15 protein-coding genes and 2 riboswitches are annotated in these 14681 nt (G+C 44.7%); of the genes, 13 read left to right on the plus strand and 2 right to left on the minus strand.

All coding sequences use genetic code 11. The features are described from left to right. The first annotated feature begins 176 nt into the window (after positions 1-176). From B1K52_RS09595 to B1K52_RS09615, 5 genes are all read left to right on the plus strand, one after another. Entirely contained in the window at positions 177-1013 is an 837-nt protein-coding gene (locus B1K52_RS09595) for a manganese catalase (RefSeq protein WP_077307657.1), read from the plus strand. Positions 1014-1122: 109 nt separating this feature from the next. Next, positions 1123-1410, plus strand: a complete 288-nt coding sequence (locus B1K52_RS09600) for a holin (protein ID WP_256855888.1) — start codon at positions 1123-1125, stop codon at positions 1408-1410. A 60-nt stretch (positions 1411-1470) separates the two neighbouring features. Then, positions 1471-1797, plus strand: a complete 327-nt coding sequence (locus B1K52_RS09605; protein ID WP_077307659.1) for a cystatin-like fold lipoprotein — start codon at positions 1471-1473, stop codon at positions 1795-1797. A 560-nt stretch (positions 1798-2357) separates the two neighbouring features. Next, positions 2358-2678, plus strand: a complete 321-nt coding sequence (locus B1K52_RS09610) for a hypothetical protein (RefSeq protein ID WP_077307661.1) — start codon at positions 2358-2360, stop codon at positions 2676-2678. Positions 2679-2698: 20 nt separating this feature from the next. Continuing rightward, positions 2699-2977: a hypothetical protein gene (locus tag B1K52_RS09615; RefSeq protein ID WP_077307663.1), complete on the plus strand. Its 279-nt coding sequence runs from the start codon at positions 2699-2701 to the stop codon at positions 2975-2977. A gap of 186 nt (positions 2978-3163) precedes the next feature. Here the strand turns inward: B1K52_RS09615 and B1K52_RS09620 are convergent, their stop codons facing one another. Then, entirely contained in the window at positions 3164-3514 is a 351-nt protein-coding gene (locus B1K52_RS09620; RefSeq protein ID WP_077307665.1) for a P-II family nitrogen regulator, read from the minus strand. Between the two features lie 20 nt (positions 3515-3534). Next, complete coding sequence (locus B1K52_RS09625) at positions 3535-4746, minus strand: ammonium transporter (RefSeq protein ID WP_077307667.1); 1212 nt, start codon at positions 4744-4746, stop codon at positions 3535-3537. Positions 4747-5388: 642 nt separating this feature from the next. Then, positions 5389-5500: riboswitch (SAM riboswitch) on the plus strand. Between the two features lie 75 nt (positions 5501-5575). Here B1K52_RS09625 and metX point away from each other — a divergent pair. The 8 genes from metX to B1K52_RS09665 all read left to right on the plus strand — a co-directional run bounded on the left by metX (position 5576) and on the right by B1K52_RS09665 (position 14676). Next, positions 5576-6643, plus strand: coding sequence for a homoserine O-acetyltransferase MetX (gene metX / locus B1K52_RS09630; protein ID WP_077307669.1), 1068 nt, complete (start codon positions 5576-5578; stop codon positions 6641-6643). 1 nt (position 6644) lies between these two features. Then, positions 6645-6752, plus strand: a riboswitch (SAM riboswitch). Positions 6753-6825: 73 nt separating this feature from the next. Then, positions 6826-8616 (plus strand): PLP-dependent aspartate aminotransferase family protein, encoded by a 1791-nt coding sequence (locus B1K52_RS09635; RefSeq protein ID WP_077307671.1) that lies wholly within the window; start codon positions 6826-6828, stop codon positions 8614-8616. Then, positions 8609-9610, plus strand: a complete 1002-nt coding sequence (locus B1K52_RS09640; protein WP_077307673.1) for an aliphatic sulfonate ABC transporter substrate-binding protein — start codon at positions 8609-8611, stop codon at positions 9608-9610. Before B1K52_RS09635 ends, B1K52_RS09640 begins: the two co-directional genes overlap by 8 nt. Before the next feature lie 6 nt (positions 9611-9616). Continuing rightward, positions 9617-10393, plus strand: coding sequence for an ABC transporter permease (locus B1K52_RS09645; RefSeq protein WP_077307675.1), 777 nt, complete (start codon positions 9617-9619; stop codon positions 10391-10393). 14 nt (positions 10394-10407) lie between these two features. Beyond that, positions 10408-11160 carry an ABC transporter ATP-binding protein gene (locus B1K52_RS09650; protein ID WP_077307677.1) on the plus strand — a complete coding sequence of 251 codons (753 nt, stop codon included), beginning with the start codon at positions 10408-10410 and terminating at the stop codon, positions 11158-11160. Beyond that, the gene (gene acsA, locus B1K52_RS09655) at positions 11120-12805 is read left to right on the plus strand and encodes an acetate--CoA ligase (RefSeq protein ID WP_077307679.1); all 1686 of its coding nucleotides are present in this window, start codon (positions 11120-11122) and stop codon (positions 12803-12805) included. The genes B1K52_RS09650 and acsA overlap by 41 nt, the downstream gene beginning before the upstream one ends. A gap of 89 nt (positions 12806-12894) precedes the next feature. Continuing rightward, positions 12895-13713: an alpha/beta fold hydrolase gene (locus B1K52_RS09660; RefSeq protein WP_077307681.1), complete on the plus strand. Its 819-nt coding sequence runs from the start codon at positions 12895-12897 to the stop codon at positions 13711-13713. Between the two features lie 93 nt (positions 13714-13806). After that, positions 13807-14676, plus strand: coding sequence for a manganese catalase (locus B1K52_RS09665; protein ID WP_077307683.1), 870 nt, complete (start codon positions 13807-13809; stop codon positions 14674-14676). Positions 14677-14681: the final 5 nt, after the last annotated feature.

Genomic DNA, 14681 nt, shown 5'->3' on the forward strand with positions numbered 1-14681 from the left:
AGTAAGGGCATTAGGAGCAATTTATATATGTATTCTTTTAAAGACAGCTGTTAGGGGCAGCTAAGGAGTTCACTTATTAAAGAAACTGCTTGTTCTACTGCTTTCGTATTGCATATTCACTTATTTGGGCGCATAAAATTCTGCGTTGGGAAAAAAACGAAAGAGGTGGGCAAAGCATGTTTTATCACATCAAAGAGCTGCAATATCAAGCTAAGCCATCCAAGCCGGATCCGGTTTTCGCAAGACAGCTGCAGGAAGTGTTGGGCGGACAGTACGGTGAAATCTCTGTTATGATGCAGTATTTGATGCAAGGGATGAACACGCGTTGTGAGGATAAATACAAAGACTTGCTTTTTGATACAGGAACGGAAGAAATTGCGCACGTTGAAATGCTAGCAACAATGATTGCACGCCTGCTTGATGATGCGCCATTTGAGGATCAGAAGAACGCCTATGAAACAGACCCGGCACTAAATGCTATCCTAGGTGGAACGAATCCACAGCATGGTATTGTTGCTGGTCTTGGTGCGATGGCTGCGGATGCAGCTGGTTACCCTTGGAATGCGAAGTATATTATCTCGAGCGGAAACCTTCTCGCTGACTTCCGCGCCAACTTGAATGCGGAATCGCAAGGTCGTTTGCAAGTTACACGTCTTTATGGCATGACGGATGACCCTGGCGTGCGTGATATGCTGTCTTTCCTGATTGCTCGCGATACAATGCACCAAAACCAGTGGGTTGCCGCCATTAAAGAACTAGAAGAGCGAGAAGGAGATATTGTTGTTCCGACTACTTTCCCGAGAAGCTTGGAGAAAAATGAAGTGGCGTATACATTGTTTAACTTCTCTCGTGGTGATGCTAGCTCGAAAGGCCGCTGGGCGCATGGGCCGAGTATGGATGGCAGAGGGCAGTTCAATTATGTAGCAGAGCCAGAGCCGTTTGGTCCAGCGCCAAAACTGAAGCCAGCTCCTTTCCTCTATCATGATACAATGCCGCCAAAATCGATGATGTAATATGAAAGATGCACAGGCGCCGGGCTTGTGCGTCTTTTTTATTTGGGTTACCCCAACAGCACGTTTCTTCTTGTCCACGCAATATGCTGTACAAGAAGGAGGTGTGCATATGGATCCAATTCAAAATGAGACGATGTATCAAGTACTCGTTTTTTCCACGATTCTAGCTCCCATTGTGACCGCCGTAGTGGAACTGATAAAGAGAAGCTTGCCTCGCTTGGAACCTTATCTTGCGTTACTTAGTGTTGTCGTTGGAGCGCTGCTTGGCGCTGCAGCATATCCGTTTACGGACTTCGAGCTAACGGCAAGACTTTGGGCAGGAGGTATTGCTGGACTTGCAAGCACCGGAATATATAATTCGCTCCTCACAAGAAAGCCTCCACCAGCAGACAAGTAGTTTAAACAGGAAGAAAAAAGGCTAAGGAATAGTAAAACGCTGTTGATGGAGGATTTTATGATGAAAAAACTATTGCTTGCACTTCCCGTATTTTTACTGCTTTTAGCTGCTTGCGGTTCAACGTATGATACTGAAATTGAAGATGTCATAGCGTTAGAAAACGAACATCTCTCGGGTGAAGGGCAAGATATGGATCTGGCACGAGAAGAGTCGGATATTCATGTGTATGCAGATGGCGGCTATGTAGAGCTGCTTTATAATGGTGCAAATGGAGAAGAGCAGCAGATTGTTTATGAAGAAATGGATGGTGGCGATTATACTCGGCACGAAGAAATGCCAGAGGAAGTGGCTAACCTAACAAGTGAATATGAAGAGCAAAACAGATAAACAGGAAGACGGGTTTCAGCAGAAGCCCGTCTTATATGTCTTATGCAGAAAAACGAAAAGCCTGGTTTCTCGAAGAATTCACGATTAAAACAAAAAAAGCCTTTGCGTTTCATAGTGGGAATATCCCTAACTATAAACCGCAAAGGCTTTACGATTTAATTCGTTAAATCAGCAGATCTCTTGCTGGAGTTGCTGAATGATAACACTAATCTTTGCACTTGCAACTTTATATAAAGGTTATTCCTTTACTTTCATCCCGCCACTTTAGGAAACTGTCGGAATGCAAATCAACCCGATGATTTTTTTGTCCTTATCTCGGACAAAACAAATGGTAGAATTAACCTCCTCACCCTTCGTCACAGCATACTTGTCCAAAAGATGTTGATAATCAATCCATCAATCTAGAGTTTTTCCTTGAAAGTAACCCTTCCTGCAGCAGATTCTCTGCCGTGTAATCAATTTCCATGTATGCCCTCGGTCACTTACACCATACACGCTCTAAAGTAGCTGCATACCTTATAACTGTAAGATGAAAACAAAAAAACAAGGAGGAATGCAAGATGAGTAAAGACTGGGAAAAGAAAGACCAATATGAAGGAGGAAACCAAACGATGAGTTATAACCGTCAGGATCAAGATGTTCGCGTGGATTCAGAGAACGATTCAGAAAGCAGATCTAGAAACTTCAATTATGCACGAGTAGAAGACAGCGGCAATTCTTATGTTGATGTACGAGTAAGAGCACGCGCTGACGTTGAAGAAGAATTTGAATTTGATAGCCAAGAGGAAAACGGCGGTAACGAAAACGGCCATGAAAAGAAGAAAGATAAGTGCAAAAAGCATGATAAGTGTAAAGGTGGCCACGGCCACGGTCACAAATAAATGGAAAAAGGAGAAGAAAAATGAGCAATTTAAGAAAATACGAAAATCCGTTCACAGCAGGAAGAAACGATAACAAATCTAATGTTGCGCATAGCGGTAACTCTGATGTAGATGTAATCGTAGAAGTAAATACAATGCCAATTGCATACGCCATGTTATGCTCTCTGCTTGCGACGAATCAGTTATCCAAAGACGAATTTGATAAAGCAGTAAAGAAGCTTAAAAGTCTAGTAGATGAAGACCGCCACTATGATCGCAATGATCCAAAAACAGCAAAGATTTATCATCTAGAACAGTAATGTAATGCAGAACTTTCCCGCTAGGCGTAGCCGGCCGAAAGCGGGAATGCTTCTACAATCTTTCTGCTGCATTTTATGCGAACAATAGCCCTAATGTTACTAGCTTGCTCATAATTTTCTCCTTAGCCAGTCCTGAAGAGGGCTGGCTTTTTTACGTAGAAAAACGCCCCCGAAGGAGCGTTTTTCCTATAAAGCGTCTGGACCTTGCTTACCTGTATTGATATCAATGGTTTGCTGAATAGGGTAGACAAATATCTTCCCGTCACCAGCTTTACCAGTATGCAGCGTGCTTACAGCAGCTTTGATGATATCGTCTACTGGAACAGAGCTGACGACAATTTCTATTTTGAGACGATCAAATACGTTTTGTACTTTCTTTACGCCCCGATACAATTCTGTGTAACCCTCTTCAATTCCGCAGCCTTGTACGTGAGAAAAAGTCATACCGGATACGCCAATTTCCGCCATTTTCATCTTGAATGCCTCAAGGTCCGTCGAATTTCTTGTAATAATCTCCACCTTAAACATATCACTCATATACAGTTCCTCCTATTAAGTTAATCCTGATAAGCGCGTTCGCCATGCATGGTCAGATCCAAGCCTTTTGCTTCTTCTTCCTCTGTAGCGCGTGCCTTGAAGATCAGGTTAACGATTGAGATTAAGATGAATGTTACCACACCAACAAAGATGTAAGTTGCAATGATAGCAACTACCTGTCTCCATAATAGATCAATACCACCACCGTAGAAAAGACCGTTATTTGTGACAATTGCGTTGATGGAGTCACTAGCAAACAAACCAGTTGCAATACCGCCCCATGTACCGCCGACTGCATGCAATCCGAAGGCATCCAAAGCGTCGTCATAGCCTAATTTCTTTTTCAGCCAGCCAACTCCCCAGAAGCAGACGATGCCGCCAATAAAGCCGATCGGAATACTGGCAATAGGGGATACAAATCCGGCAGCTGGCGTAATGGCGACAAGACCGGCAATTGCTCCAGACACAGCTCCTAATAGTGTGGGCTTTTTGTTAACCGCCCATTCAATGATCATCCAGCCGAGTACACCAGCTGCAGCAGCAGTATTCGTATTTATAAAGGCATACATTGCTACATCATCAAAAGCTAGTTCACTGCCGACGTTGAAGCCAAACCAGCCAAACCAAAGCAATGCACCGCCAATTAATGTGAAGATAAGGTTATGCGGTGCAGTAGCACCTGCATTTTTTCGTTTGCCGATAACGAGTGCAACAACCAAGCCGGCAAGACCAGACGAAATGTGAACAACGTTACCGCCTGCAAAATCAAGTGCGCCCATTTCCGCAATCCAGCCGCCGCCCCAAACCCAGTGTGCGAGCGGTGAATAAACGATGAGTACCCAAAGTACTGTGAATAGTATGAATGCTGGAAAACGAATACGTTCTGCATAAGCGCCAGACACAATCGCTGTTGTCAGGATAGCGAATGTCATCTGGAACATCATAAATAAGTTAAAGGGAATAGTGTGACCTTCCGCAGGGTCAAACCCAACATTATTCAATCCGAAATATTCTAATCCGCCAATAATTCCATTACCTGATGAGAATGCTAAGGAAAAGCCAACAACAATCCAAATGATGGAGACAATTGCCAGTGTGGTGAAACTGTGCATCGCTGTGCTCAGTACGTTTTTGCTTCTTACTAAACCGCCATAAAAGAGTGCAAGTGCTGGTGTCATCAACCATACGAGTACAGTTGCGACAAACATGAATACCGTATTTGCCATATCCATTTTCTCTACCCCCTGTGTTTTCTTTAATTGTTTGAAAATTTAAATCTTTTCTCATTATAAGTGACAGGTGAAAAAATGTAACAAACTTGTAAGGTTATCTTACGTGAATATTTCTAACCAAGTTATGTAAGTGTTTTCAACATTTATGTCATATAAAGTTACGAAAAGGGTCTAAATCTAAAAAACTCGAAATAAAAGTGGTTTGGAGTCGGAGGAAAAGGGAATAGCATAGTAGCTGCGGAGAGATGCTGCATGATAGGCTTTACATTTATTGTAAAGCATGATAGAATAGTTTACGTCTTCGTTTTTAAGTAACTTACGCGAAGATCTCTGGCGTTCTGCTATAGTTTAATTAGAAGTACTTATTCAGACTGGAGCGGCCTTGGAGCCGTGAGGATGCAATAGAGGTAGGGATTGTATCGTATAAGTAAAACTACCATGTAGAAAAAAGTACCGCGGCAGGAGTTTGCAGAAGTAAGCATTCTCCACTAACAATAGAAAAGTTACATTTTAGCCCCGCATTGGCAGCTGCCGATGCGGGGCGTCCAAATTCTTGAAGATTTTTTCTTGATGAAAAATTCTGAATACATAGTTGACGATAGAAAAAACTCATGCTACAATCCTGTTAACAAATAAATAGAACTCTTATCAAGAGAGGCGGAGGGACTGGCCCGACGATGCCCGGCAACCTATAAGCAGCAATGCTTTTAAGGTGCTAATTCCTGAAAGTGTGTACACACTTTAGAGATGAGAGAGACATGACGGTACATATTGCCACCCTGTCCTCTCAGGGTGGCTTTTTTATTTGAGGGGAGGCAAATGTACTGAAATGAAGACTGCACAGTCATATTATGCAGGCAAAATCAACATTGGAGATGTGAAGCTTGAATCAGGTGAATGCCTCTCGGATGTAGAAGTAGCCTATGAAAGAAGCGGTCCGTCAGGCGCAGAGACAGTGTTAATCTGTCATGCACTCACAGGAGATCAGTTTGCCAAAGGCACAGCATCTCAGCCTGGATGGTGGAATGGCTTGCTTCAGTCCGGCGGATATGTTGATACAAATAAATATCAAGTGATTGCATGCAATGTATTAGGCGGATGTACTGGTACGACAAGTCCTTTATCAAGAAACGCTGCAACAGATCGAGTGTATGCGGCAGACTTTCCGCAGATCACCATTCGAGATATGGTGAAAGTACAGCACCTCGCTTTAAATAAACTAGAAATCACCCACTTACGAGCAGTAATTGGCGGATCACTAGGCGGCATGCAAGTAATGGAGTGGGGCATTATGTACCCTGGTTTCATGGATGTGCTCATACCGCTAGCAGCTACACCTTATGTGAGTGACTATGCGATGGCTTATAATCATATTGCTAAGTCCGCTATTATCTCTGATCCTGATTGGAATAATGGCAAATATACGGCAGACAGGAAGCCGGCAGCCGGTCTGGCAATTGCGCGAATGGTTGGCATGATCACATATCGTTCCAATCATCAATACAATGAACGCTTCCGCCGTGCCGCATCCTCTAAATCTGATACTGAATTCGAAGTCGAATCGTATCTCAATCATCAAGGAGAAAAGCTTGTCAGCCGATTTGACGCTAACTGTTATCTGACATTATTGCAAGCAATGAACACGCATGATATTGGCAGAGGAAGAGGCGGATGGCAGACTGCGGCCAGTAAAGTGAAGGCAGCTGTATTGACCGTTGGTTTTTCAAGAGACCTTTTATTTCCGTCAGAAGACATTTCAGCATTTACAGCAGAAGTTCCGGAAGGACGACATGTATACGTTGATACAATTTACGGACATGACGGTTTTCTGCTCGAGTTTGAGAAATGGGGCCATCATATTCGGGAAGTGCTTCAGCAGCCGATGAAAATTTCATAATAGCTTATCAAGAGAGGCGGAGGGACTGGCCCGATGAAGCCCGGCAACCTGCAAGCAATAATGCTTAGAAGGTGCTACATCCAGCAAGCGAAAGTTTGAGAGATAAGAAGTTCTATGCTTAAAGAGCAGCTTCTTATCCGAAGCTGCTCTTTTCATTAAAAGAAAAATTGGAGGAATGAAAAATGACAAATTCAGTATACAAAGCAGAGACATTAGCATTGCATGGCGGGCAAGCACCTGATCCGACAACTGGTTCCAGAGCGGTACCGCTTTATCAAACGACTTCTTACTTGTTCCATGATACAGACCACGCAGAGCGCCTATTTGCATTGGATGAGCCCGGCAATATTTATTCTCGTATCGGAAATCCGACAGTAGATGTACTGGAAAAACGAATTGCTTTATTAGAAGACGGTGTCGCGGCTGTTGGAGTTGCTTCCGGAATGGCAGCAATCAGCTATAGCATACTGAATTTGGCTAGTGCCGGAGATGAAATTGTAGCTGCAGCAAATTTATATGGCGGAACATATAACTTGTTCCAAACAACACTTCCCCGCTATGGGATAAATGTAAAATTTGTTGATCCAACCGATCCAGAGGCATTCCGCGCAGCAATTACTGCTAACACAAAAGCTGTTTTCGCAGAGATTATCGGTAATCCGAGTTTGCATGTACTGGATGTAGAAGCAGTTGCAGAGGTAGCGCACGCTGCGGGTATTCCGCTTATTGTGGATAGCACCTTTGCTACACCAATCCTTAGCAAACCGATTACACTTGGTGCAGATATTGTTGTCCATAGTGCAACAAAGTGGATTGGCGGCCATGGTACTTCAATTGGCGGGTTGATAGTAGATGGGGGAAGGTTTGACTGGAATTCACCGAAATTTCCGACATTCACAGAGCCGGACCCAAGCTATAATGGCATCCGCTACGCATTTGATTTCGGCACACTTGCTTTCAGCACGAAGTTACGCGTGCAATTGCTGCGTGATCTAGGGGCTGCGCTCAGTCCGTTTAATGCATGGCAGCTCATTCAAGGGTTGGAGACATTACATTTGCGTGTGGAGCGCCATGTACAAAACGCAGAAAAGCTGGCGAATTATTTGGAACAGCATCCGGCGGTTGATTGGGTTGCTTATCCAGGACTAAGCAGCCACCCTGCATACGAAATAGCGAAAAGAGTGCTTCCGACAGGTGCTGGATCCATCGTCAACTTTGGTATAAAAGGCGGAAAAGAAGCGGGTGCTGCGCTAATTAATAATGTTGCACTTTGGTCGCACGTAGCCAATGTAGGGGACGCAAAATCTTTGATTATCCATCCAGCCTCTACTACGCACCAGCAGCTGGATGCTGAAGGGTTGGCAGCAACAGGGGTAAAAGAAGAATTAGTTCGATTGTCTGTTGGTATTGAATCAGTGGATGATCTTCTCCATGACTTGGACCGTGCCTTGGAGAAGGCGACAGGTATCCGCTCTGAATCACGTGAGATAGTTATCAATGACGAAGCTGTTATCCGAGATGCACTCGGCAGTGATAAAGATACTGATGGCCGTCAAAAAACGATTGCTGTGGTTGGTCTGAGCAGTAAGGAGCAGCGGCCGAGTCATCGCCTGGCAAGAAAGATGCAGCGACTAGGCTATAAAATTATTCCAGTTAATCCAGCAGAAACAACGGTGTTAGGTGAAACGGCTTATCCGGATCTTACAAGCGTACCGGAGAAAATAGATATAGCGCAGATTTTCCGCAGCCCCGAGGCAGCAGTAGAGCTGGCTAAAGAAGCGGCAGAAGTTCGACCAGCTATTTTTTGGTTGCAGGAAGGCGTCGTTTCACATGAAGCAGCAGCAATTGCACGGGAAGCTGGACTGGAAGTAGTTCACAATCGCTGCACCTATAAAGAAGCACAACGTCTTCGCGGAACAATTAGTACGTATACAGGTGAAACGAATAAAGATGGGGTTCGTGTTGATGAGTAAAATCCCAGTTATTGATAAAAGAAGTCTGTTAGCGTTAATCAGTCTGTTTGTAATCATTATCCTGGCAGCATGCGGCAGTGCCAGCAGTGCTTCGGGAGACCTGAAGCAGATACGTTTGGATTATGCCTATTATTCGCCAGCAAGTCTCGTCATTAAAAACAAAGGCTGGGCGGAGGATGTGTTCAAGGATCAGGACATTGAAGTAACATGGACGCTCAGTCAAGGCAGCAATAAGGCGCTGGAATTCCTCAATAGCAACAGTGTAGACTTTGGATCTACTGCGGGCAGTGCAGCTTTATTAGCTAAGGCAAATGGCAATCCGATTCAAGGTATCTACCTAGCATCTAAACCAGAATGGACAGCGCTCGTGACGACAAAGGGAAGTGAAATTGCTGATCCAGCTGACCTAAAAGGAAAGAAAGTTGCCGCTACAGTAGGAACAGATCCATATATATTCCTTCAGCGAACATTGCAGGAAGCCGGTCTGGATGAACAGGATGTCGAAATTGTTAATCTGCAGCATGCAGATGGAGCGAGTGCTTTGCTTTCTGGCGATGTAGATGCTTGGGCGGGACTTGATCCGCATATGGCAAAACTAGAGTTAGAAAACGAAGCACAGCTATTTTATCGTAATGCAGATTATAATACGTATAATTTCTTGAATGTTCGAGAAGAATTTGCTGAGAATCATCCCGAAGAAGTAAAAGAAGTATTGAAGCTTTATGACAAGGCGAGAGCATGGATTGACGAAAATCCGAAAGAGTCAGCAGAGATACTTGCCAAAGAAGCTGGGATTAGCCAAGAAGTTGCCGTCAAACAGCTGGAACGGAATGATTTCTCCGAATCAGTTCCAGGACAGGTACAACAGGAAATACTGAATCAGTCAGGTGCTGTTCTGGAAAAGGCAAATCTATGGAAGGGCAACAAAGAGATAGCGGAAACAGTCGATGCCTATTTGGAACCGACATTCGCAAAAGAACTAGAGGAGGAATGATTCTTTATGTGGAAGAAACTGCGAACACATCCTGTACTGCTCGGTTCCCTGCTGCCGATTCTATTAGTAGCAGTCTGGGAGATAATGAGCCGGGCAGGAATCATTCCTGCCTATCAGCTGCCAGCTCCTAGTGCTATTCTTTCTACCATTTTGGCTTACGTGCAAGATGGCTCCCTGCAAGATCATATTTTACTTACCGTTTACCGGCTGTTTGTCGGATTCGTGATTGGTACTATCGCAGCGATTCTGCTTGGAACGCTTGTCGGTTATTCTGAACTCGCGGAAAGGATATTCGACCCGTTGATGCAAGCATTTCGTTCTATCCCATCTCTTGCTTGGGTACCGCTTTTTATTCTGTGGATGGGAATTGGCGAGTCTTCAAAAGTGACGTTAATTGCAGTCGGCGTATTTTTCCCAGTTTACTTGAACATTGTGGATGGCATCCGCGGAGTTGATCGAAAACTAATTGAGGTTGGAAGAATGTATGGTTTGGACGGAGTGGCACTCGTTAGAAGAATCATTTTGCCGGCATCTCTGCCTTCCTTCCTTACTGGGCTGCGCAGTGGTCTTGGTCTGGGCTGGATGTTTGTCGTCGCAGCAGAAATCATGGGAGCAAGCCAAGGCCTTGGGTATTTGCTCATTCTTGGTCAAAATACATATGCTCCTGATGTCATTATCGCTAGTATTTTCTTATTTGCGCTGCTAGGTAAACTAACCGATTGGGTGCTGAAACTTATTCAGAAACGATCGCTTCATTGGCAGGATACAGCTTTAGCAAAATGATAGGGGGGAGCAGGATGACGGTGCGTGTACAATCGCTTGGAAGGTGCTTCGGAGAAAAACAAGTATTACAAGGAGTTGATTTTTCTGTCGGACAGGGAGAAATCGTAAGTCTGCTCGGTACAAGCGGATGCGGCAAGAGTACTGTTCTGCGGGCACTAGCTGGACTGGATAAGGAATATGAAGGAAGTATTACAATTGAATTAGGTCAGCGTATCGGTTTCATATTTCAAGAACCCAGACTGCTGCCTTGGAAGACCGTGTTAGCGAATACTACTTTCGGACTGAAAGGTGACAAACGATTAAATGAGGAAAAAGCCCGTCGGTATTTAGAGCTTGTCGGGTTAAAAGAAGCAGAAAAGCTTTATCCTCGTGAACTCTCTGGCGGTATGGCACAGCGGGTAGCTATTGCTCGCGCGCTTGTCACCGAACCGGATATTCTTTTGCTGGATGAGCCATTTAGTGCACTGGACGCTTTTACTAAGATGCAGCTGCAAGAACTGCTGCTGAAAATATGGGGAGAAATCCGCACTACGATTGTTCTCGTGACGCATGATATTGATGAAGCATTGTACTTAAGCGATCGTGTGCTGCTGCTGCAAGGAAAGCCATCGACATTAGCCAAAGATTTGAAAATAGCATTATCAAGGCCTCGTTCCCGAGGAAGTGCTAGCTTAGGAAAATGGAAAGAAGATTTACTAAATCTATTAGAAGGGAAGGATACGGCATATGATTACAGCCTTGTCACCGAAGTTGGACAGAAAGCATAATCTAGCAAGTTATCAAGAAGCATTAAATACGCATGATTGGAATTCGCTGGAGGAGAAGCTGTTAAACAGAAAAAACGGGAAGTGCAATGCAGCTTATGAAGCTGTTGACCGTCATGTGGAAGAAGGATATGGCAACAAAACAGCGCTGCATTATGTGAAAGACGGTGTATTACTGGATAGTCTAACGTTCGAACAGCTGCAGCAAAAGATCGAGCATTATGCAAAGGTTCTTCGTGCGCAGGGTGTGAAAAAAGGTGATCGTGTCTTTATCTTTCTTCCGAAAAATCCGGAATGTTATGTTGCCATCTTGGCAGCGATACGGGTAGGAGCAATCGCAGGACCATTATTTGAAGCATTTATGGAAGATGCCGTTCGCGATCGAATCAATGATTGCAAAGGAACGCTGCTAATTACAGATCGAGATTTGATTAATCGTGTGCCAGCTGACGATATTCCTTCTTTGCAGGAAATTCTTTTAATAGAAGACATTAATGCCGCTAATCCGGCTGCTGCTTATTCAGGAGAAGTAGAATGGGTGGATAAAGAAGATGGACTGCTGATTCATTATACGAGCGGCTCAACGGGCAAACCAAAAGGTGTGCTGCATGCCCATCGTTCCCTTGTTCACCATGCTGTGTCTGGTAAATGGGTATTGGATATCAATGATGAGGATGTCTACTGGTGCACCTCCCATCCTGGTTGGGTGACAGGGAGTGTTTATGGCCTGTTTGCTCCATGGCTCAACCGCGCAACAATCGTCATTCAGGGGGGGCGTTTTCAAGCAGAATCGTGGTATAAGATTATCGAAGAACTAAAAGTGACAACCTTGTATAGTGCGCCAACTGCTTTCCGTCTGCTGAAGGCAAAAGGGGAACTATATAAAGATTATGATCTATCTAGCTTGCGGCATATCTTAAGTGTAGGAGAACCGCTTAACCCAGAAGTAATTACATGGGCTTGGGAAAACTTACAGCTGCGAATCCATGATACATGGTGGATGACGGAGACAGGCGGTCATATTATTGTGAACCTGCCTGCTGAGCCGATTAAGCCTGGTTCGATGGGCCGGGCATTTCCGGGAATCCAGGTTGGTATCCTGGATGAAGAGGGAAATGAATTACCCGCCAATACAATTGGTCAGCTGGCTGTTAAAACACCATGGCCAGGATTAATGCAGGATATTTGGGGAGACAAAGGCAAATACGCTAGTTATTTTGTCTATTCTGGCTGGTATATATCCGGTGACCTTGCACTAAAAGACGAGGATGGTTATATTTTCTTCCAAGGACGTAATGATGACATGATTAATTCCTCTGGCGAGCGGATCGGTCCTTTTGAAGTAGAAAGCAAGCTGATTGAGCATCCAGCTGTTGCCGAAGCAGGAGTTATCGGTAAACCAGATCCTGTTCGCGGCGAAATAGTTAAAGCGTTTATCACATTACGGGATGGCTTTGAGGAAACGCAGGAGCTGCTTGACTCGCTTCGTTTATTTGTTCGTAAAAATCTAGCCGCACATGCTGCGCCAAGGGAAATTGAGGTGCTGGCAGAACTGCCGAAAACACAGATTAGCGGCAAGATCTTACGACGGGAGTTGAAGCAGCGGGAATTAGATAAACAACTAGCATTAAAGACGTCTTCCAAGTAATTGGAGGCGTTTTTTTTATGAAATAATACACGAAATAAGTGTAATTTTTTTCCTGGAGGTAACTAATAAGGTGGAAGGAGGAGATAAGAATGGATATAACAGAAAGTACCATACAAGCAGGAGGTCATAAAATACATTACCGCACTGCAGGAACTGGCTCCAAGGTCATTGTGCTTATGCATGGTATTCCGACGAACTCATTTTTATGGGTGCATGTCATTCCGAAGTTGGCTGAAAACTACAAGGTGATTGCAACAGATATGGTTGGGTTCGGAAAATCAAGCCGTGCTTCTAGAGAAGAGTTAACACTTCCGAAACAAGCAGAGCATTTGATAGCGCTGCTGGATGCATTAGGAGTAAAGAAGGCTACTGTAATCGGCCATGATTTGGGCGGCGGTGTGGCACAAATTATGGCAGTTCACCATAAAGAAAGAGTAGAAAGCTTTATGGTTGTGGACGGCGTCGCATTCAGCAATTGGCCGTTACCGAATGTCATTGCATTACGCTATCCAACCGCTCCAGAATTCCAGCCATCCTTATTTTTTATTGAGAAAATGATGAGGGAAGGAACATTTCACCAACAATCTCTAACCACTCAACTGCTTGCCGCTATGCTGGAACCGTTTAATAACGTAGGCGGACCGGCTGCATTACAAGAGGCGGCAATGGCGCTTAACCACCATCAAACAGAAGATCTTGTGCCGGCACTTGCGGAAATACGATTGCCTGCCACCTTCTTATACGGGCAATACGATCGGCTGCTGCCTGCTTATTGGGGAGAGAAGCTCCACCAGACAGTACCTGATTCTACCTTCAAAGTACTCCCAGAATGCGGGCATTTCTGCATGATTGATAACCCGTCCTTAGTTTCAGAAGAAATAATGGAGCATATGGAGAAGATTGGGTAATAAAAGAGTCGGCTGTGCGCCGGCTTTTTTGATGCAGAATAGTTAAGTGGCAAACGGACAACCTAAAGGAAACGTATTTAGGGGGTCAATTTCATGTTTTATCACGTCAAACAATTACAATATAACGCGAAACCTACTCGTCCAGATCCAGTTTATGCGAAAAAGTTACAAGAAGTCTTAGGCGGACAGTTCGGTGAAATCTCTGTCATGATGCAGTATATGTTCCAAGGCTGGAATTGTCGTGCAGAAGGAAAATACAAAGATATGCTTTTAGATATTGCGACGGAAGAAATCGCACATGTGGAAATGCTTGCAACGATGATTGCACAGCTGCTTGATGGTGCGCCAGCGCACGCCCAGGATGAGGCAGCAAAAGACCCTGTAGTAGAAGCAGTTCTAGGCGGTATGAATCCGCAGCATGCGATTGTTGGCGGTCTGGGAGCGAAACCGGATGATAGCACCGGTTATCCTTGGAATGCGCGCTATATCATTTCCAGCGGCAACCTGCTAGCAGACTTCCGGGCCAACTTGAATGCTGAATCACAAGGGCGTCTGCAAGTATGCCGACTTTATGAAATGACGACGGATCCTGGTGTCCGGGATATGCTTTCTTTCTTGATTGCCAGAGATACGATGCACCAAAACCAATGGATGGCTGCCATTGAAGAGTTGGAAGCTACACAGGGAGCAATTGTTCCAAGTACTTTCAACCAAGAGGTGGAAAAGCAAGAAGTATCTTATTCGTTCATGAACTTCTCAGAGGGAGAAGAAAGCAAGAGCGGACGCTGGGCAAATGGACCAACCCTAGATGGACAAGCTACTTTTGAATATGACGCAGCGCCAAAGCCAATGGGACAGATACCTATTTTGCAGCCGGGACCTGCTTATATCCATGGTACCCCGCCGGAAGAGCTGCGTATCCAGCGCGGCACAGGCAAGATGGAACCACCAGGGCAAGGGTAAGAAAC

It is taken from the genome of Terribacillus halophilus, assembly GCF_900162685.1.
Classification (GTDB): domain Bacteria; phylum Bacillota; class Bacilli; order Bacillales; family Amphibacillaceae; genus Terribacillus; species Terribacillus halophilus_A.